Annotated in this window: 21 protein-coding genes and 1 pseudogene; 7 read left to right on the top strand and 15 right to left on the bottom strand. The window is 61.6% G+C overall.

What is annotated here, in order from left to right; all coding sequences use genetic code 11:
- Window positions 1–87: 87 nt before the first annotated feature.
- From INQ48_43360 to INQ48_43385, 6 genes are all read left to right on the top strand, one after another.
- Complete coding sequence (locus INQ48_43360) at window positions 88–1,290, top strand: pyridoxal phosphate-dependent aminotransferase (protein ID QRF63240.1); 1,203 nt, start codon at window positions 88–90, stop codon at window positions 1,288–1,290.
- A 9-nt stretch (window positions 1,291–1,299) separates the two neighbouring features.
- Window positions 1,300–2,085 (top strand): SDR family oxidoreductase, encoded by a 786-nt coding sequence (locus INQ48_43365; GenBank protein QRF63241.1) that lies wholly within the window; start codon window positions 1,300–1,302, stop codon window positions 2,083–2,085.
- On the top strand, window positions 2,086–2,820 hold the full coding sequence (locus INQ48_43370; GenBank protein ID QRF63242.1) for a ribonuclease activity regulator RraA: 735 nt from the start codon (window positions 2,086–2,088) through the stop codon (window positions 2,818–2,820).
- A gap of 131 nt (window positions 2,821–2,951) precedes the next feature.
- Window positions 2,952–3,107 carry a hypothetical protein gene (locus INQ48_43375; protein ID QRF63243.1) on the top strand — a complete coding sequence of 52 codons (156 nt, stop codon included), beginning with the start codon at window positions 2,952–2,954 and terminating at the stop codon, window positions 3,105–3,107.
- Window positions 3,108–3,176: 69 nt separating this feature from the next.
- A complete protein-coding gene (locus tag INQ48_43380) occupies window positions 3,177–3,899 on the top strand; it encodes a glutamine amidotransferase (protein ID QRF63244.1) in 723 nt (240 codons plus the stop codon).
- 117 nt (window positions 3,900–4,016) lie between these two features.
- Window positions 4,017–5,033 (top strand): homoserine dehydrogenase, encoded by a 1,017-nt coding sequence (locus INQ48_43385; GenBank protein ID QRF63442.1) that lies wholly within the window; start codon window positions 4,017–4,019, stop codon window positions 5,031–5,033.
- Between the two features lie 62 nt (window positions 5,034–5,095).
- Here INQ48_43385 and INQ48_43390 read toward each other — a convergent pair whose 3' ends face one another.
- Window positions 5,096–5,407, bottom strand: coding sequence for a LysR family transcriptional regulator (locus INQ48_43390; GenBank protein QRF63245.1), 312 nt, complete (start codon window positions 5,405–5,407; stop codon window positions 5,096–5,098).
- A 74-nt stretch (window positions 5,408–5,481) separates the two neighbouring features.
- On the opposite strand from INQ48_43390, the pseudogene INQ48_43395 reads away from it, so the two are divergent.
- Window positions 5,482–6,110: pseudogene (locus INQ48_43395) on the top strand (SDR family oxidoreductase).
- Between the two features lie 52 nt (window positions 6,111–6,162).
- On the opposite strand, the gene INQ48_43400 reads toward INQ48_43395, so the two are convergent.
- The 14 genes from INQ48_43400 to INQ48_43465 form a co-directional block, all read right to left on the bottom strand.
- The gene (locus INQ48_43400; GenBank protein ID QRF63443.1) at window positions 6,163–6,858 is read right to left on the bottom strand and encodes a TetR/AcrR family transcriptional regulator; all 696 of its coding nucleotides are present in this window, start codon (window positions 6,856–6,858) and stop codon (window positions 6,163–6,165) included.
- Window positions 6,859–6,892: 34 nt separating this feature from the next.
- Entirely contained in the window at window positions 6,893–7,468 is a 576-nt protein-coding gene (locus INQ48_43405; protein ID QRF63246.1) for an SRPBCC family protein, read from the bottom strand.
- Between the two features lie 11 nt (window positions 7,469–7,479).
- Window positions 7,480–9,798 (bottom strand): xanthine dehydrogenase family protein molybdopterin-binding subunit, encoded by a 2,319-nt coding sequence (locus tag INQ48_43410; GenBank protein ID QRF63247.1) that lies wholly within the window; start codon window positions 9,796–9,798, stop codon window positions 7,480–7,482.
- A complete protein-coding gene (locus INQ48_43415; protein QRF63248.1) occupies window positions 9,795–10,289 on the bottom strand; it encodes a (2Fe-2S)-binding protein in 495 nt (164 codons plus the stop codon). The genes INQ48_43410 and INQ48_43415 overlap by 4 nt, the downstream gene beginning before the upstream one ends.
- Before the next feature lies 1 nt (window position 10,290).
- The gene (locus INQ48_43420) at window positions 10,291–11,154 is read right to left on the bottom strand and encodes a xanthine dehydrogenase family protein subunit M (GenBank protein QRF63249.1); all 864 of its coding nucleotides are present in this window, start codon (window positions 11,152–11,154) and stop codon (window positions 10,291–10,293) included.
- Window positions 11,151–11,966: an alpha/beta hydrolase gene (locus INQ48_43425; GenBank protein QRF63250.1), complete on the bottom strand. Its 816-nt coding sequence runs from the start codon at window positions 11,964–11,966 to the stop codon at window positions 11,151–11,153. The genes INQ48_43420 and INQ48_43425 overlap by 4 nt, the downstream gene beginning before the upstream one ends.
- Window positions 11,967–11,990: 24 nt before the next feature.
- A complete protein-coding gene (locus INQ48_43430; GenBank protein QRF63444.1) occupies window positions 11,991–12,695 on the bottom strand; it encodes an ABC transporter ATP-binding protein in 705 nt (234 codons plus the stop codon).
- A gap of 1 nt (window position 12,696) precedes the next feature.
- Window positions 12,697–13,434, bottom strand: coding sequence for an ABC transporter ATP-binding protein (locus INQ48_43435; GenBank protein QRF63251.1), 738 nt, complete (start codon window positions 13,432–13,434; stop codon window positions 12,697–12,699).
- Complete coding sequence (locus INQ48_43440; GenBank protein QRF63252.1) at window positions 13,431–14,420, bottom strand: branched-chain amino acid ABC transporter permease; 990 nt, start codon at window positions 14,418–14,420, stop codon at window positions 13,431–13,433. The genes INQ48_43435 and INQ48_43440 overlap by 4 nt, the downstream gene beginning before the upstream one ends.
- Window positions 14,417–15,283: a branched-chain amino acid ABC transporter permease gene (locus INQ48_43445; protein ID QRF63253.1), complete on the bottom strand. Its 867-nt coding sequence runs from the start codon at window positions 15,281–15,283 to the stop codon at window positions 14,417–14,419. Before INQ48_43445 ends, INQ48_43440 begins: the two co-directional genes overlap by 4 nt.
- 7 nt (window positions 15,284–15,290) lie before the next feature.
- Window positions 15,291–16,433 (bottom strand): ABC transporter substrate-binding protein, encoded by a 1,143-nt coding sequence (locus tag INQ48_43450; GenBank protein QRF63445.1) that lies wholly within the window; start codon window positions 16,431–16,433, stop codon window positions 15,291–15,293.
- An 840-nt stretch (window positions 16,434–17,273) separates the two neighbouring features.
- Window positions 17,274–17,582 (bottom strand): transposase, encoded by a 309-nt coding sequence (locus tag INQ48_43455; protein QRF63254.1) that lies wholly within the window; start codon window positions 17,580–17,582, stop codon window positions 17,274–17,276.
- A 66-nt stretch (window positions 17,583–17,648) separates the two neighbouring features.
- A protein-coding gene (locus INQ48_43460) for an IS3 family transposase (GenBank protein ID QRF63255.1) occupies window positions 17,649–19,188 on the bottom strand; the annotation gives its coding sequence in 2 pieces (ribosomal slippage) (window positions 17,649–18,923 and window positions 18,925–19,188; 1,539 coding nt in all).
- Window positions 19,189–19,250: 62 nt separating this feature from the next.
- Entirely contained in the window at window positions 19,251–19,751 is a 501-nt protein-coding gene (locus tag INQ48_43465; protein QRF63256.1) for a transposase, read from the bottom strand.
- Between the last annotated feature and the right edge of the window lie 308 nt (window positions 19,752–20,059).

Here is a 20,059-nt window from a genome sequence, read left to right on the forward strand (position 1 = left end):
CATTTCCAGAATCGATGAATAGCAGAAGAATATATCGTTATTCATGTTGAGCGAAAATCCCTAAATTCCATCTCCTCGGAGATTCGAATGAAACTGCTCGCCACCTCGCTTGACGCAGTCAAGCCTTCACCCACGCTGGAAATTGCCAAGCAGGCGGCCTCGCTGCGGCGAGAGGGCGTGGACGTGATCGGGCTTGCGCAAGGCGAGCCGGACTTTCCTACGCCGGATCACATCGGCACTGCTGCCAAGGCGGCCATCGAGAACGGGTTCACCAAGTACACCGATGTGGATGGCATGCCTGAATTGAAGGCCGCAGTCGCCCGAAAATTCAAACGGGAGAACGGTCTCGTGTACGAATCCAGCCAGGTCAGCGTGGGCACCGGCGGCAAGCAGGTCATCTTCAACGCGTTGAGAGCGACCCTCGATCCGGGCGACGAGGTCATCATTCCCGCGCCGTACTGGGTTTCCTATCCCGACATGGTGTTGCTGGCCGGCGGCAAGCCGGTGGAAGTACTGTGCGGCTCCGAGCAGCACTTCAAACTGGATGCGCAGCAGTTGCGCTCGGCCATCACGCCGAGGACCAAGTGGCTCATCCTGAACTCGCCCAGTAATCCGACGGGCGCCGGCTACTCCGGCGAGGAACTGAAGTCACTGTCGAGCGTGTTGATGGAGCATCCGCACGTTCACGTTCTGACGGATGACATGTACGAGCACCTGCGATACGACGGCTGGAAGTTCCACACGATCGCCGCCGTGGAACCCGCGCTATATGAGCGTACGCTGACAGTCAATGGCGTATCGAAGGCCTATGCGATGACCGGATGGCGCATTGGCTATGCCGGCGGGCCGCAAGCCTTGATCGGCGCCATGGCCAAGATCCAGTCGCAAAGCACGAGCAATCCCTGCTCCATCGCGCAATACGCGGCGCGGGCGGCGCTCGACGGTCCGATCGACTTTCTTGCCGAGCGCAACGACGTGTTCCTGCAGCGTCGCGACATGTGCCTTGAAACCTTCGATGCGATCGACGGGCTGGATTGCCGCACGCCCGAAGGCGCTTTCTACCTCTTTCCTTCCTGCCAGGCATGGCTTGGTCGACGCACACCAGACGGTGTCGAGTTGAAGGACGACATGGACGTCGCTCGATATCTTCTGGATCGGGCTCGCGTGGCGGTGGTGCCAGGCAGCGCATTCGGCGCTGGCGGCCACTTTCGCATCTCGTTCGCAACCTCGACCGATCGGCTTCAAGAGGCATGCATGCGCATGTCCCGTGCTGCTCAACAACTCATCTAGGAGAACGCTTTGGAACTTGGCATCAAAGGAAAGACCGCGCTGGTCCTGAGCGCTGGCGGTGGATTGGGAAGCGCCGTGGCAGTGGCGCTTGCACGCGAAGGCGTGCGGCTTTGCCTCGCCGACATCAGCCGCCAAGCCTTGGACGATACCGTGCGCCGGGTGCAGGTTGTCGGGGGGCGTGCCGAGTCTTATGTGTTCGATCTGGCCTCTCCGACCCAGACATCGGAGGCGATCGGAGAAATGCTCTCAATGTTGGATGCCGTCGATATCCTTTTCAACAACACTGGTGGGCCCCCGCCAGGTCCGGCCTACGGACACGTGCGCGAGACCTGGGAGCGAGCGTTCGGCTCCATGGTCACGCCAGTCATCGGCATCACAGATCTGCTGTTACCAAAGATGTGCGCCAAGGGGTGGGGCCGGATCATCACGAGCACCTCGTCGGGGGTGGAGTCGCCAATCCCGAATCTGGGCCTGTCCAATACCGCCCGGATCAGTCTTGTCGGATGGTCCAAGACCCTCGCCAAGGATGTGGCTCGCGATGGCGTGACGGTGAACATCCTCGTTCCCGGCCGGATCAGCACGGCACGCACGCGATTTCTCGATGGCGCCAAAGCTGCCCGCGAGAAGCGCGATGTGCAAGCGGTCGAGGAGGAAAGCGTGGCCTCCATACCGGTCGGGCGCTATGGTCGGCCGGAAGAGTACGCCGACGTGGCGGCGTTCCTGGCCAGCGAACGTGCCTCCTACATCACCGGCGCCATGGTGCGCGTCGACGGTGGACTGATCCAAGCCCTTTGAATGGCAACTTCTTACCAAGGAACATCTGTGTCTCTGCTTGATCCTGCAATCGTCAATGCGCTGTCGAACGTCACGACGGCGACTCTCACCACCATCTTGCTCAAGAAGGGTTTGCGCAACGTCTGGATCAGGGGCGCCTTCCCATTGCTGCAGGACTCGCCCCGCGTTGTCGGCCGCGCGTTCACGGTGCGCTTCGTGCCGGCCCGAGAGGACCTTGCAACCCCGGCGTCCTGGGCGTCTCCCGTATCCAGCCGAGGCGCCATCGAGCAGATGCCCGAAGGCTGTATTGCCGTGGTGGATGCCATGGGTGTCAAGGATGCGGGCATCTGGGGCGACATCCTGTGCGCGCGCATGGTCAAGCGCGGCGTGCGGGCTCTGGTCACGGACGGGGTCGTGCGCGACCTTGTCGGGGTTCTCGCGACCGGGCTTCCAGTCTGGAGCAGCGGTACCGCGGCGCCTCCTTCGGTGGCTGGCCTCACGTTCGTGGACTGGCAGCAGCCCGTCGCATGCGGCGGCGTGGCGGTTTTTCCCAATGACGTGATCGTGGCAGACCAGGATGGCGCGGTGCTCATTCCTGCGGCCCTCCTCGACGAGATCGTGGACGCCGCCGTCGAGCAGGAGCGTTTCGAAGGCTGGATCATGCAGGAGGTCAACGCCGGCGCGGTGCTGCCCGGCTTGTACCCGCCGAACGACACCAACAAGGCCAAGTACGAGGCGACGCGCGACAAGGCATAGGCAGGGCATCTTGCATCGATGAGACGATCACGCATCCTCCTGGGATCCGGACCACAAAAGATGTTCAGACTCGAGTCGCGTTCCAGCATCGACGCAGTGTTGAACGCCATCCACAAGACAGAAGATCAGCGGTGCTTGCCGGCGGAGAAGTGCTGGCGAGCCGATCGGGAAAGCTCAACCACGCGCTGCGCGCGCCCGCGCTTGGAGAGCTCGCGAAAGTCTGGGCCAAGCTGAGCCAGGTGGTGGCCATCGGGGAGCGGCTGGTGACTTTCGACTGTTCGTGCTGAGCCTGGAACGCGTTGGCAGATTGATTTGATTGATGTCGGTCCGAACCATGGACCGCAGAGGAAAAGTGTATGACAGAACGCCGGAAGAAGGCGATCGCGATTTCGCATGTCGACTTCGAAGATCTAGGATCTTTGCACCCGCTGCTCCAGGCGCGTGGCTTCGACATCCGGCGCGTGGACGCGGCCGTCGCGGACTGGGTCGAGTTGTCTGGATCCGAGGCTGACCTGGTGGTCGTCCTCGGCGGCCCGCTGGGGATCGCAGACATACCCGCCTATCCGTTTCTGGACAACGAACTGGCGTTTATCGGTCGTTGTCTTGATGCGCAGGTGCCGTTGATCGGCATTTGCTTGGGCGCCCAGCTCATCGCCAGCGCGCTCGGCGCGCGTGTCGTTCCCATGGGCGTCAGAGAGATTGGCTTCATGCCGCTCGAACTCACGCGAGCCGGTGTGGCATCGCCCTTGGCCTCCATCTACGGCGCGCCCGTGCTGCACTGGCACGGGGACGAATTCGAGATTCCGCGTGGCGCCGTCAACCTGGCGAAGACTGTTATCGGCAATCATCAGGCTTTTGCCCTGGGCACCAATGTGCTCGGGCTGCAATTTCATCTGGAGATGGACAGCCGGTATTTCGAGCGCTGGCTGATTGGGAACGCTGGCGAGTTGGCGCAAGCGGGCATTGATCCGCGACGCCTTCGGGCCGATGCACAAAAGTACGGAAAAGAAATGGCTGCGGCCGCCGGGGTCGTCTTTGGCCGATGGCTCGATGCGGCCGGCATTTTTCAACCGGAATGAAACTCTGTGCTGCTCGGCAGCGCAGCCTTGCGCCAAGCCGAGCAAGCCGGTATCCAAGGCCCGAACGCTCCGAATACGCATTCGTCCTCCAAAATGCAACCTTCAGCGAGAAACAACATTCGCAACATCAACGTCGCAATCACGGGATTCGGAGGCATAGGCCGCAAGGTGGCGCAGCTCCTGCTCGACCGGCGTGACGGCTACAAGAGCCGCTATGGATTTGACGTCCGCGTGGTTGGCGTTTGCACGTCTTCCGCAGGGATCATCAGGGCCGAAGGGCTGGACAAAGCCAGCCTTGAGGACAAAACAGGCTACACCAGCGGTCTTTCGGGTTCGAGCTTCATCGAGAGCGTGCCTGCCGATGTGCTCTTTGAGGCGAGCCCGACAGATTTCTATACCGGCGGTGCTGCCTTGTTCTATATTAAATCGGCCTTGGCTCGCCGGATGCACATCATCGCGATTTCCAAAGGCGCGTTAGCTTTCGATTTCGCAACCATCCGCGACGAGGCGGCTCGACAAAAGGTGGCGCTCAAGTTGAGCGGTGCGGCAGGGTCGGCGATGCCCACCATCGACTTAATTCACCACAACCTGGCCGGCTGCCAGGTGTCGTCCGTAGCGGCCATCGTGACCGGCACGACGAACGTGATCCTGTCTGCGATGATGGATCAAGAGTGCTCGTTCGAAGACGCGCTTGCGGAAGCGCAGCGTCTAGGGATCGCCGAATCGGATCCCACGCTGGATACGGATGGCTGGGACACGGCATGCAAGATCGCCATCCTGTCCAACGCTGCGTTCGGTACCGCTATCAATGTCGAAAAAATGCCTCGGCAAGGGATCGGCGGCGTGACGGTGGCGGACGTGCGGCACTGGCGTAGCCTCGGCGTGATGCCCCGTCTCGTAGGCCATATCGACCTGGTCGAGGGCAAGTACGAAGCTTCGGTCCGGCTGGATCTGTGTGACGAGAGCCATCCGTTCGCGCGCGCCCACGGACGTACCAAGGCCGTAAGCGTTACAACCGACTTGATGGGAGACCTGACGATTGTAGGCGGCGGTTCCAGTCCCTACGGAACCGCCGCCGCAGCGCTTAAGGATCTGGAGCATGTGCTGCGAGCGCTAGAGCAATCAGTTGTCTGAGTTCCTGAGTTGCTTTACGGGCACGCACGCGGCGCGGGGGACATCCGCAGCACCAGGCGACCTTAGGCATCCGGTACGCTGAGGCGCAACAGACGGCGCGGTTTACCCGCTCGCTGAAATGCTTGACTCCGCGTCATCGATTGACCGCCAGGGATTTGCGCGCCCTGCTCGTAGAAGAGCGGCCCTTCATCGGTCTGCTCCAAGGTGCGGGTGGTGCGGTGGAGCAACCGCAGGCCGAGCCGGTCCGGCAACCACCCGACCGCCTTGCCTGCCGCCGAGTGCGACAGGCTCGTCGCCTTGCCGCCAGCCACGAAGCTGTCCTCGTCGACCACGGCCATGAAAACCAGGATCGCGTTCAGACTAGAGCGCAACACGCGATTGTGTGTAGACCCCGATTCGTCAACGAATTTTTAAAAGTCATCGATCCATCAACAAACGGAAGAATGCAATAGGACAGCTTACAGGCAAGGTGGCAGTGGTCACCGGCGGCAAACAGCGGCATCGGTCTTGCCGTAGCGAGCCGCTTTGCGAAGGAATGTGCGCAAATCTTCAACGCCGGCAGGCAGCCGGCACAGCTCGATGCGGCTGTCGCATCCATCAGCGGGAGCGTGGAAGCCGTGCAAGTCGACGTCACCGATGCGGCCGATCTGGAACGCCTGTTCGCCACGATGCGCGAGCGTGCCGGGCGTATCGACATCCTCGTCGCGTCCTCGGGCATGTCGAAGCACGCCACGCAGGACGCCATCGCCGAAGAACATTTCGAACGCACCTTCGACCTTCACGTTTGCGCCATGGTGTTCAAGTACAAAAGGCGGTGCCGCTGATGGCAGGAGATGGCCGAGCGCGGTATCCGCGTCAACACGCTCAGTCTCGGGCCGATCGACACGCCGATGTTCGATAGCGCGACGACTGCGGCTCCAGCGGGGCTGGTGGCGCAGATTCCGCGGCGTCGCTGGGGCGTCACGAAGAAGTCGCCGCCGCTGCATTTTTTCCGGCTCAGATGAAAGCAGCGACATCGCCGGTGCCGAACTGTGTATCGACAGCAGGATGACCAAGTTTAAGGAAGGTCTTAGTTGATATGGGCGCCCCCGGATTACAAGAACTCGCTGTATGAAGATCCTTGCGGCTGTCAAACGGCGAATGGAAGCGAAGCGGCATATGCACGGACGCGGGCTTCGATGAACTTCCTGTCGTATCGGTTTCGCACCGGCCCATAGTTCTGTTCGTAGACGAAGCGTCTCATGCTGGTGTGAAAGATACCTCCGTGAAGACCCATGAGGTGCTCGAACTCGGCGTCGGTTGCCTTCCCGCGCGAAACGGACCCTCGCAACTTACGCGATTCGCGGATCAGCCGAGGGAACAGCCGGATGTGCAGCAAGGAGACGAATCGGTCGGGAATGTAGTGGTCTGTCAATCCCGAGAAGATGTAGATTCGCACGAACTCGCGTGTGAGCACGGCGTCGAAGTACTCCCAATAGAAAGCAATGATCTTTTCGACCGGATCAACCCCGGGAGCGTCCAGCATCACCTCGTACTCCTGCTTCCATCGGCCCTCGAACAGGTCGAGGTATACGCGCTCGATCAGGGCTTGTTTCGTAGGGAAGTAGTGATAGAGCAGTGCATGGGTGATTCCCGCCGACCTCGCGAGCTCGCGCATCTGGCCACTCAGGCCGTGCTCGGAGAAAAATTCGATGGCTTTGTCAAGAATCTGGCGCTCGCGGTCCTCTAGGGACAGGCGACGACGCGCAGGTTTGGGCGGTGCGAAAGCGCCGGTTACGTCTTGCTTGACGCTCAAAAGCAGATCCTCCTCACGGAAAAATCGCATTGTACAAACCGCCCTCCGCAGCGTGCGAACGTTCTCAACCTCGATCATTCGCACCCGCGCGCGTGAAGAGCTGAAGAATGCGAAGCCACATGCTGCGTGCCACAAGGCTGAATCCGGAAATCGGCCGGGCCGGCGCAAGCGGCGGGGCCGCCTGGTCCCGAGCGATGAGGGCCTGCAGGTTGGCCGCAAACTGGGCGACGATCTGTGACGCTGCAATCTGCACCAGGCCCGAACCACGTCCATATTGTGCAATGGAGCCCGCCAAATCAACCTCGCTGTCGACTTCGACCAATGTTCGGTCAACGTCGCGCTCGTGGAGGGAAAAAACTATTGTCGAGACCGCACTTCCACGGCCCTTGCGGTCCCGTGCCTTGCCAGCGAGCTTTGCCGTATGCGTCGAAGAATCGGCGTCCAGGAGTTGCGCTTCCCCCTGCATCTCAAGCTGGACAGGGCCGAGTTTGACCCGACCCACAAGCAGGATCACGCCGTCGCTACGGACCTCGGTGATCTCAACTCCGGGCATACACGGGGCCACCGCAGGGATGTCTGTCAGAAGTGCCCAGGCACGTGCAATGGGACAGTCGATCTCGAAGCTGTTTTTGATGTTCATGGTGTTGGTCTTTAACGTTCCGCCTCGACCCATCGAAGGATGTCTTGGGGCGACACAGGGTGATGGTCGACATGCGCGCCGTGTTCGGACAGCGCGTGCTCGACTGCAGCGATCAGTGCAGCGGCAGCCGGTATCGTCCCGCCTTCACCCGCACCCTTGGCCTCAAGAGGATTCAGCGGGCTTGGCGTCTCGAGGTGCACGATGCGGATCGCAGGTATCTCGGGTGCGGTCGGCAGTAGGTACTCGCCGTAGTTCATCGATAGCGGCTGACCTTCGGCGTCGTACACCATGCGCTCGTAGAACGCATTGCCAATGCCGTGCACGACGCCGCCGATGATCTGCCCCTCCACAAGCATTGGATTGAGCATTCGTCCGCAGTCGTGTGCCACCACGTAGTCGACGATGTCGACGTGACCAGTTTGAGGATCGATCTCCACTTCGGCCACTTGCGTTCCGCTGGCGGTCGTCGGTCCTGAAATGGGCATGTAGGCGGTGGCCTCGAGGCCAGGTGAAAGGCCGCCTGGCAGCGGCATCCCGGGTACACCGGCAAGTGCACGGGCAATATCGCCCAGGCCGATAGACCGACACTCACCGGCCTTTTCCACGACATGACCGCCGGCAAGACCGAGCGCCCCCGCGTCCGTCTTCCAGATCTGTGCCGCGAATCGGATCGCCTTGGCGGCAACTTCGCCTGCAGCCTGATTGACTGACGATCCGGCCGCGACGGCAATCCGACTGCCAAAGGTGCCAAGTCCAAAGGGCATCCTTCCTGTGTCGCCGGAAACCACTTCGACACGCCCGAGTTCGATGCCAAGCCGCTCCGCACAGATCTGGGCGAGTATGGTGGCGTGTCCTTGGCCTTGGCCCGCTGCTCCGGTGACGACTAGCGCCGAGCCGGTAGAAAGCACCTGGACCGTCGCACCTTCGAAGGGCCCCGACCCAGTGTCGTCCACGTAGCTCGCGACCCCGATGCCGCGAAGGAGGCCAGCTTCGGCCGAAGCCTCCCGCCGGCGCGCGAACTCATCATATTTCGCGGCTTCGAGCGCCTTGCGAAGACAAGCGCCGAAGTCGCCGCTGTCGTAAGACGCCATCGAGCCATCGCGGTACCGCATTCCCGTTGCATAGGGAAACTGGTCTGGCCGAACGAAGTTGACTTCCCGAACGGCCGCCGGGTCCATTTGCAGATGGCGTGCCACCGCATCGATGCAGCGCTCCATTACGAAGGCTGCGTTCGGGCGGCCAGCGCCACGCACTGGCGACGTCGGCACGAGGTTGGTATAGGCCACATCCAATGTCAGATCGAGCGCCTCCATCGCGTAGGGTCCGGGGAACGGCCAGAGTGAGCTTTGCGGCAGCACCAATCCATAGGGGAGATACGCGCCGTTGTCATGTGCGCCCTTTCCACGAAGTGCCAGAAGTCGTCCCTCGGCTGTCGCGGCGATCTCGATGTCCCAGACCTGATCGCGCTGCTGGGTCGTGGACAGGAAATGTTCCCTGCGATCCTCGGTCCATTTGAGCGGTACCCCCAGCCGCAACGCCAGCACGGCCAACAGCAGTTCTTCCGGGTACACGGCAGCCTTCGGCCCGAAGCCGCCACCTACATCAGGCGTCATCACACGGACGCGCGGCTCTTCCCATCCAAGAAACGCAGCGACTTGGCGTCGCACCGCATGGGGTGACTGGGTGGACGTCCAGAGCGTCAGGCCCGCGTGTCCGGGTTGAAGGGCGGTAACCACCCCTCGGCCTTCCATCGAGTGACAACCGCCGCGATGCATCACGATGTGCCGGGTCAGCTTGACGTCTGCCTTGCTGAAGGCCCCATCGATGTCTCCATAGCCGGCCTGCAAGCGTCCTGCCAGGTTGCTATCCGCACCGTCGTGGGCGCGCGCTGAATCGGCGCCTAGCGCGGACTGGCAGTCGGTCACCACGGGCAGGGGCTCATAGTCGATGTCGACTGCATTGACACCATCCTCGGCAGCGTAACGGCTGTCAGCTATCACCACGGCGATGGCCTCTCCGACATAGCACACTTCACCCCTTGCCAGAAGGTACTGAGTCTTCGAGAGGGTGATCGCCGGACTGGGAAAGGCCTGCGGCATGCGCCGTTCGCCGGCGTCACCAAGGTCTGCTGCCAACAGCACTTCGCGTACGCCAGGTGTATCGAGAGCACGCGACACGTCCACGTTCATGATCCGCGCATGCGCATGCGAACTGCGCACGAAGCCCACGTGCCACATGTCAGGTAGCCGGATGTCGTCGACATAGCAGCCGTTGCCTCGCAGCAAGCGCTCATCCTCGAGCCGCTCGACGCGCTTTCCTATGAAGCTCATGATCCGCCTCCCGTGCGCATCCGCTCCGCCGCGTCCATCACCGCGGCCACAATGCCTTGGTAGCCGGTGCAGCGGCACAGATGCCCAGACAGAACTTCGCGGATCTGCTCCTGCGTCGGATGCCGCTCCCGATCAAGGAATGCGCTGAACGACATCAGTACGCCCGCAGTACAAAAGCCGCACTGGAGCGCGTGGTGACGACGGAAGGCCTGTTGCAGTTCCGTCAGTGCACCACTTGACCTATGAGCTAACCCCTCCACTGTCGTCACCTCGGTGCCGTCCAGTTGCGGGCCCAGCATCAGGCACGAGCGCACCGGCTCGCCATCCACGACGATGGTGCAGGCTCCGCAAACCCCGTGCTCACAGCCGATGTGGGTGCCGGTGAGGCCAAGGCGTGTGCGTAGCAGGTCAGCCACCAGCATCCGGTGAGGCGTATTGCACTCGCGCGCCCGGCCGTTGAGCGAGAAGGCGACAGGATATTCACTTGTCATGTCAGATCTCCAGCGCGCGTCTGGACGCGGATTCCAGCGCGCGCCGTACCAGCACACGCCCAATTTTCTTTCGGTAAGCCGCCTCGTAATAGGCGTCGTCGCTGACATCAAGCGCATCGACGACGGCGCAAGCAGCGTCGAAATGGGCTTGTTCCGGCGGCTTGCCGCGCAGAATTTCTTCTGCCCGTGTCAGCCTCGTTGGCACTGCGCACAGGCCACCGATCCCGAGCGCTACGCTCGCGACAATCCCCCTGTCGTCCAGCACAAGTGAGCAGGCAACCGCTGCCACGGCGAAGTCGCCGGATCGCCGGGCGAATTCAACAAAGGCATCGCCCTGACCTGGCCGCCGCAAAGGCAGCGAGATGGCAGTGAGGATCTCCTGCGAATCCAGCGCAGGCGTCATGTATGCAACAGGCCAATCTACCGCGCTGAGCTCACGAGCGCCGTGGGGACCGCGGACCGTCATACGCGCATCGAGCACGAGGCATACCAGTGGCAGTTCGGCAGCTGGGTCGAGATGGCAGAGGCTGCCACCGATCGTTCCTCTACTACGTGTCTGTACATGGCCGACGTGTGCCAATGCCTCGCGCATCAAGGGACATTCCTTGCAAACAAATTCGTTCTCCAGAAGCAGTGCCTGTTTCGTCATCGCGCCGACTACAAGCCAATCACCAGCGCGATGTACATAGGAAAGGTCGGCTATCCGGCTCGCATCAACGACGTGCATCGGTGAAACAAAACGCATGTTCATCATCGGCATCAGCGATTGCCCGCCGGCCAAAAGCTTGGCGTCTTCCTGCGCCAAGGCGACCAATGCCTCCTCCACCGAGTGAGGGCGGTGGTAAATGAAAGGGGCGGGTTTCATGCGGGACTGTGGCGTTGCAACCATTGCGCGACCAAACCGTGAAAACGCGCCTGCTGCTCCAGCAGGAAGAAGTGGCTCGCGTTCTCGAACAGCACGGTCTCGCTATTGGGAAGGCCTGTGCTCAACTGCCCGGTCGCCACCGCAGAGGCAATCGGATCCTGCGCACCGGCGAGCACCAGCACTGGCTGTCGGATCTGCGGCAGTCGCGCCACAGTATCGTGCGCGACGCAGGCGCGATTTTGGTGACTGTAGGCCTCTTGCAACCGCGATTCACCGCCTATCAGGCTCTCGATCCTGGTAACCATTTCGGGCCGGCAATTGAAGCTGTCGGGGGAGAGAAAATAGTGCACGCTGTGGCGCGCATGGTCCTGCCAGCTCCCGCGCCATTCCAGCACCTCTCGCATGATCGTCAGAACACGCACGCCCAGAGGGTCCAGCTTGGCAAAAGAGGCACATAGGACCATCGATCGGATGCGCTCAGGGGCTTGAAGGGCCATGATCTGTGCAACCGCTCCGCCCATTGATCGGCCCACCACTTGCACGCTTTCCAGGTTCAGGTGGTCCAGAAGGGCGAAGGTGTCCCCGGCAAGATCCGCTGTCGTGATCGGCTCGTCAATCTGCGTGCTCTGGCCTGCGCCGCGATTGTCGAATGCGATGACCCGATGGCGATCGCGCAACGCCTCAATGAGGGGAAACCAGCCGGCGCAATCACCGGCCAGACCATGGATTAGCAACACGGCAGGGCCCTGGCCCACATCCAGATATCGCAACTTGTAATCGCCCGCAGGCGCGATCTGAAATTCGTATGTCATATCGGTCTCAAGAGATGGAGGAGATCAGGCCACGGCAAGGTGGGCATAGAGTTGAGAGCGGCGCTCCATGAAAGCCTCGCAGTCGCCGCTGAAGACCACGCGACCGGTGTTGAGCAGCACGATGTCGTCGGCAACTTCGAGGGCAAAGTTCAGGTTCTGCTCCACCAGCACGACCGCCATCTCGCTCTTGAGCAGGATGAAGGCCGTGGCAAGCTGCCGCACGATCTGGGGTGCAAGCCCCTCGGACGGCTCATCGAGCAACAACACCCTGGGCTGCGTCATCAGCGCCCTCCCGATTGCGAGCATCTGCTGCTCGCCGCCCGAGAGGCTCCCTGCAAGCTGGGCGTGCCGCTCCTTGAGGCGGGGAAACATGTCGAACACGCGCTGGAGAGTCCAGCCCGTCGCGCCGGGGCTTTGTCGAGCGCCTTGCGCCACTTCCAGGTTCTCCCTGACGCTGAGCGTCGGAAACACGCGCCGCCCTTGCGGTACCAGGCCCACGCCGGCGCGGCAGATTGCTTCGGGCGCAAGACCGCGCATGTCTTTGCCATCGAGCAGGATGCGGCCCGTACGGGCCTTTACGAAGCCAATCGCGGTAGACAGGCATGTCGACTTCCCGGCACCGTTTCGTCCCAGCAGCGCCAGCGCGCGGCCGGACCTCGCCTTCAACTCGATGTCGTGCAGCACATGGCTGTCCCCATAGAAGGCGTTGACCCCTGTAAAAGAAAACACTTCATTGCCCAAGATAAACCTCGCGTGTCTTCGGATGGTTGGCAATCTCTTCTCTCGAGCCGGTTGCAACGACCGCGCCCTGATGCAGCAGGGTCACGCGGTCGGCCAGTGAGAGCGCGACATCCATGTCATGCTCGATCAGCAGCACGGTGACATGGCGGGGGATCTCACGGAGCACGCGCGTCACCGTCTCCCGCTCTTCGGCAGATAGTCCGGCGAGTGGCTCGTCGAGCAACAGCAGGCGGGGCTCCTGCGCGAGCGCCATGGCGATCTCGAGCCGACGTTTTTCACCGTAGGATGTATGCGCAAGCGGAAGATCCGCCTTGCTCTCCAAGCCGACTCGCCGTAGGCACTCGAACGCCTTCGCGTAAAGGCCTCCGCGTTCGAGCCTTCCCCAGGGGAGCCAGCGCCCTGCGGTCTTCCCGAGCAACGACAGCATCACGTTGCTCCGCAGGGTGTCCCGTTCGAAGAGTGTGATGATTTGGTAGGTTCGCGCCACGCCGTGCTGGACGCGAGCAGCAGTGGCCATCCGTGTCATGTCCACTGCGTCGATCACAATGCGTCCGTGGTCTGGTGGGACGTCGCCGGAGATGAGGTTGAAGAGGGTGGTTTTTCCAGCGCCGTTCGGGCCGATTAGCAGATGGCGCTCACCGCGCGCGATATCAATGCTGATGTCGCACGTCACCCGCAGGCCCCCGTAGGACTTGGCCAAACCGCTGATGCTGAGCATGGTGTTCATGCCTGCTTCTTTCCGAGTGGCAGTGCGACCACCGAACTTGCAGGCACAGTGTGTTCGCGGTTCTTGCGGCGGGCACGCCAGGTCAACAACTCTGGAACGATGCCTTTGGGCAAGAACAGCACCACTGCAATGAACACAAGTCCCAGTAACGTGACCCATCGCTCCACATAAGCACTTGCCAAGTGTTTGAGACCGGTCAACAAGAACGCGCCGACGATAGGGCCGCTCAGCGTCCCCGCGCCGCCGATGATGACCATCAGCAGCATCTCGGCAGCGTCTGCGAGCGACAGCGCGTGAGGGCTGATGAACTGGTGGTAGTACACGTAGACCAGTCCCGCCACGCCCCCCAGGAACCCGCTCAGTACAAAAACTGTGAGGCGGATGCGAAAGACCGAGTAGCCCAGGGCGGCCATGCGGCGTGGCTGGTCGCGTGTGCCGCGAACGCTGTGGCCGAGCGGCGAGGCCGCGAACACGGCAATCAGCGCCGCCATGCTCATGAGCAGCGCCAGCGTTGACCAGTAGAAAATCACTGGGTCCTCCAGGTTGAGTCCGAAGGGCGATGGCCGTTGCAGCCTGGTCAGGCCGTTGTCGCCCCCCGTCACCGAGGCCCAGCGGTAGGCGATTCCCCAGAGGATCTGGCCAAGCGCCAGCGTGATCATCAGGAATCCGATGCCGGCTGCACGCAGCGCGATCAGGCCGAACACCAGCGCACCCAGCGACGCGACAACCAGCGCCATGAATGCCGCCGGCAAATGCCCAAAGCCAAGGCTCATGGTGAGCCACGCACTGGTGTATGCCGACAATCCCAGGAAGCCGCCATGAGCAAGGGAGTCAAGGCCGGCATGGCCGCACAAAAGATCCAGGCTCAGGGCAAACATGGAGGCGATGCAGGCCTGGGTGAGCAGGTTCAGGTAGTAAGGGTTATGCAGCACCGCCGGAGCCACTGCGGCGACAACAACCAGGAGAGCGAGCAGCAAAGATTTCATGTCGCCACCCGTCCGAACAGGCCGCGAGGGCGCAGAGCGAGGATCGCAACCATCGGGACAAAAAGCACGACATAAGCCAGTTCCGGGAAAGCGACCTGGCCCACGCTGTAGATGGCCCCGATGACAAAGCTTCCTACGAGCGCACCCACCAAGCTGCCCATGCCACCCAGGATGACCACGGCCAACGCCAGGGGCAGCATCTCGTGGTCCATACCAGGCGAGACGGAAAGGATGGGAGAGGCCAAGACTCCTCCCATGCCCGCCAGCGCACAGCCCAGTGCGAAGACCGCAGTGAAAAGGGTCGATGCCGGCACGCCGATGCCGCGAGCCATCTGCAGATCGTCGACGCTGGCACGGATGCTCACGCCGATTCGCGTTCGGTTAAGCAGTGCCCACAAGATCAGTGCGCTGAGCAGACCAAAAGCAATGAGGGCCAGCCGATAGGTTGGGAACATGGCGATCCCGAGCGAGGTGCCGCCGGACAGCAGTGGCGGCGCGCTGACCGTGCGCGGATCGCCGCCCCAGTACCAGAGGCAGCCGTCGGCGACGACGAAGGCGACGCCCAGGGTGGCCAGTACCTGCGCCAGGGGCTGACCGGCAAGGCGCCGCAGGAGGGTGCGTTCGATCATGGCGCCCAGCACGCTCACGGCAAGCGCACCGACGACAACCGCCACCAGGAAGCTGTTGCTTCGTGCCATCACCTCGACACCGACATAGGCCCCGAGCATGAAGAGTGCGCCATGTGCGAAGTTGGCCACGCGCATGAGCCCAAAGATGAGGGAGAAACCGCTGGACAGGATGAACAACACCCCGCCCATTGCCAAGCTGTTGAGCGTTTGCGTGATCAGCAGGGACGACGACATGGATCGATCACTTTCCGAGGTTCTTTGCGACCGGAAAATCGCGGGAGTACACCGGGTTGGCCAGGAACTCCGCCGTCTTGTACGTCCAGAACTGGCTGACTGCGGGGTAGGTTTTGATGACGGTGTTCACCAGCTTTCCGTCGCGCTTTTCCAGCCGGCGGATGTGGATGTCCAGCACCGGATTTCCCAAGGCATCGAGGTTCACCTTGCCGCGCGGATCAGTTGTGACCTGTACGTTCCTCAGCGCCTGCATGAAAGCGGCCTTGTCTTCAACGCGCCCCTTCACGGCGACCATTGCGGCCTCGAGCATCAACGCCGCGCCATATGCGCCGGTCGCGTAGTAGCCAGGCTCCTGTTGATAGGTGCGCAGCATCCCGTCTGCATACGCGCGATTCGCGGGGTTGTTGAGTGAAGCGGCGTACCAGCCGGAAGAAATCACGCCAAGCGCCTCGTCGCCGGTTGACTTGAAATTGCCTTCGTCCACGGTTGTCATGGCGCCCAGCACGGGAATCTTTCCCTTGAGCCCATATTCGTTGTATTGCTTCATGAACTTCACGCCGTTGGCGCCGGCAAACACCGCGTAAACAGCGTCGACGTTCTGCGTGAGCTGGCCTATGTAGTTGCCGTAATCAGGCGCATTAAGAGGCGGCCACAGCTTCTGCACCACCATGCCGCCGTTGTCCTCGAAGGTGCGTTGGAAGCCGGCTGCCACCTCATGGCCGTAGGCAAGGTCATCGCCAATGATCGCAACGCGCCTGTAGTTCAGCGTCTTGGCAGCGTACTCGCCCAGCGGATGGCTCTGCTGGGAAGAACTCGCAACAGCACGCACGAACCAGGGATTGGGCTTTCGTTGCGTCATGTCGTCTGCGGCGGCCGACGGCGAGATGATCGGTGTCTCTGACTTTCGGATGTAGTCGTCGAGAGCCAGTGCCTCGAACGCCGCCAGGGGCCCGATGATGGCGTGCACCTTGTGCTTCTCGACCAGTTCCTGGGCCTTGGATTTTGCGATCGCGGGCGTGCCTGCGGTGTCGATAGAAATCAGCTCGACCTTGCGCCCGGCAATCGTCGAATTGCGCTCCTTCAGGAACAGGCGCAGTGCGTCGTCCATCTGCTTGCCGCCTGATGCCAATGGTCCTGTGCGCACGGTCATGAAACCCAGCCGTACCGCTTCCTGCCCCAAGGCGGTTTGCGCGGAAAAGATCAGCGCCGCCGCAAGACATATCGACGTCGAAGCTGGCCGCACGGGGGGAAGTGGTTTGAGTGGTTGCACGAAGAGTCTCCTGGTTGGCTTGTTTTGATCGACCTGTTATTAACCGTTTGGCCAATAGTAGAGGTATTTGATCAGGTCGGTTCCGGGGATTTTCCCCAATACACAAATATGAAGACGACGGAATCGTATAGACCATATGGTTAATAGCAAACGCCAAAGCCGAGGTGCCTTGCGCCACCCGCATGGTTGTGAAGTTGTCTGTACGGATCGCGCCAAATTGCTGGTCGGCGCCGAGGGTTGATGACGGGCTTGCCAGTCGGGGCTGGCATCGCGCACGTCCCGATGCGGCCGGGACGCTGCACTGCGCCCTGAGGGCTTCGCGTCGGGCAGCTTTGCAGCCGCTGCCTGCTTCGAAGCAGCTGTAGCGAACTGCAGCAAGAGCGCCCTGGCGCCATAGCATGCGGCGCAGTGTTTCATCCGAATCGCCATACGCCGGCCCGCGATTGAAGATCGATGACGCGTACGTGAGCTGGGACTTTGGCCTATTCTCTTCGCCCTCCGTGCGCGGGCCTCCACGCCTCGGGGGGCCAGGCTTGGCCTCTTGCCAGCACCGCCCAGGTCGTTCGCGCCAGCTTGTTCGCCACCGCGGCGACAGCCAAGCTGTAAGGTCTGCGCTGCAACAAAGCGGTCAGCCATCGCCAGGTCGGGCCATCCTTGGATCTGATCACCACGACTCGAGCACAGTGCATAAGCAACGTTCGCAGGTAAGCATCACCTCGTTTACTGAGCCAAGCTGCCGTACCCGCCCATCGGTGCCGGTCTGTCGAGGGCCAATCCGATCCGTGCAGCAAACTCCCGAGCGTATTTGAACGCTGTCGGCGTACCCTTGCTGGCGACCACGGCCGTGGCTGTGAGAAGACCAATGCCAGGGATCTCGGCGACAGCTTTGCAGGCCGGCATTGCCCGCATCTGCTGAGAGAGCCGTCCCACGATGAGTCCGATGCCGGCCCACAGTTGCTGGACTCGCCTGAGTTGCTCGTCCAGGCTTTCCATGAGCATCGCTGGCAGCCCCGTCTTCGCGTCGCACATGGCAGCGGGTGTCAACGCCGATTTAAATCTGACCCACTGGGGGTGCGGATAAAAACTTGGACTGGTTTATGCCGCAAGTCCAAGGCTTACTCGGTATTCGGTGGGGCTGAGAGAGCCAAGAGAGATCTTGATCCGCTTCTCGTTGTACCAGCGGATGTACGAGTCGACGGCCTCGACGAGCTGCTCGATGGTGGCGTTCTTCCAGTCTCGAGGGTAGAGCAGCTCGTTCTTGAGTCGACCGAAGAATCCTTCGCAAGCTGCGTTGTCAGGTGAGCATGCCTTGCGAGACATCGAGCGCGTGAAGTTCGCGTCGCTCATTCTTGATAGCCAACCTGGCCAACGGTAGTGGCCGCCGCAATCGGAGTGGACCACAGGCCTATCGGCGGTTTCCGCGACCGTCTCGATGGCTGCATCCATCATGGTGTTGACCAGCTCGGCGTCCGGACTGGTCCCAATGGTCCAGCTGACGACCATCCCGTCGAAGCAGTCGATGATGGGCGAGAGGTACACCTTGCCAGCCGGGATCTGGAACTCCGTGATGTCTGTGAGCCATTTAGCGTTCGGGGCCGCCGCTTGGAAGTCGCGGTTGATGACGTTTTCGGGCGCTGGGCTGATCTCGCCGAGGTATGACGCATATCTGCGCTTCCTGGGTCTTGGAACCACCAAGCTTTCCTGCTTCATCAACCGCTGCACGACCTTCTCGGAGATCGTGACGTCCTGCCTCGTGAGCGAAGCCTGCAGCCTGCGGTAGCCATAGCAGCGGTGGTTCGACTCAAAGATGTCGGTAATGGATTGCCGCACCTCCCGATACTTGTCGCCCACCACTGCGCGAGCCCGATGGTAGAAGTACGAACTACGCGCAAGATCCAACTGTGCAAGGAGCTCTGGCAGGCCATAGTGCTCCCTGAGGGCGTCAATCAGCAGTGTCTTCTCCCGGTTGGACAGGAGCTGCAGGTCGACGCCCAGGCCTTTTTTTAACAGTTCGTTGGCCTTGTTCAAGAGGTCCTGCTCGAGGCGCAGTTGCCTGACTTCGCGGCGCAGCGACTCCACCTGGCGCTCGAGTTCGTCGCGCTCTTGCGACGACGGCGTTTGATTGGTGCGTTTCATGGATGCGGGTGCCTCACGTCCCAGAAGTTGATTCTTCCAGTTGTACAGCGTTGGCCGGCACACGCCGAGCGTGTCGGCGATAGTCTGGGCGCTTACCTCGCGCGTGCAGAGTTCCATGACTCCAGCCTGCATCAGCTCTGCGGAATGCCTTCGTCGCTTCACACTGCCGACGACAGCCCTTCTGACCTCAGGAAGGGCCTCGCGGATCCAGGCGGTTAGCGTCCCTCTGCGGGGGGTAGCCCAGTGCCCGCATGGTGGCCGCAATGCAGCGGTCGTGAGCGAGGTAGTGCTCGATCGCTGCCGCTTTTTGCTCCTGCGAGAACTTGGGGCGGCGGCCCGCATAGCCCGCTGGCAGGTCGAGCTTCTGCTGGTACTCGTTGTACCAGCCCTTCAGAGCATTCTTGGTTGGATAACCGAGCTGCCGGATGGTCGGTCCGACGCGTTTGCCAAGCTTGATGTAGAGCTCAACGGCTCGAATCCGATCTTCGTAGGAATACATGAACTACCTCTTGGTAGTCCAAGTTTTGTCCGCACCCCCAGTGGGTCAGTTTTACATCGGCGCTAACAAGCGGCCAATGCCTTGAGAAGCGCCGCGTGACCTCCCGGCAGCACGATGCCGAATTCATACAGCACGCCCCGCAGCTCGTTGGTTTGCATGATGCGGGTCTTCATAAGCTGCGCGCGTAGCGACAGCACGATCTGCTGCGCCTCGCTCTTGACGGGACCAAAGCGCATGCCCGGCTGCCGGCACGCGGTCCAAATCGCTCGCGCGTCCGCAGCATCGGTCTTGTTGCGCTGCACGAACGGACGTACTTTTCCGGGCGAGATGAGTCGTACCTCGGGGCCGAGTCCCATCAAGCCTCGGCCCCAGTCGTGAGCTCCGCCGCGGGCTTCCATCACGACCAAGGCAGCTGTGCGACTGGCAAACCAATTGAGCAGCTTTGCGCGCTTCAGCTGCAAGCGCTCGATGCAGCCGGTGTCCATGTCGACCCAATGCAGCTGAAACACCTTCTTGGAGATGCAGACGGCAATGTGACCCTGCCTCGTTTCCGCGTGCATCAAGCATGCAGCCAGGAGGCTGCGCTCTCTTGTGACTGGGCGAGGTATTCGTTTGCCGAATGAATTCGCACGCGGTATAGAAGCCCTCGATCCGGTCCACGATGTCCAGGCGAGCCAGCTCCCGGGGGTCATAGCGCACATGGTAGACGCGCTCGACCTTCAAGATTTTGAAGAAGATGTAATGGATGCCTCCCTGCCTGCGGGCAGATCAAACGTATCGGGAGAGCAGAGATGAAGGGCGCAGCCGTTGTGGGGGCAAGTTTTCTGCAGACAAAGCGACTGCTCGGATGGAAACGGCATCGAAGTGCCTA

It is taken from the genome of Variovorax paradoxus (assembly GCA_016806145.1).
In the GTDB taxonomy this organism is placed as follows: Bacteria; Pseudomonadota; Gammaproteobacteria; order Burkholderiales; family Burkholderiaceae_C; genus Variovorax.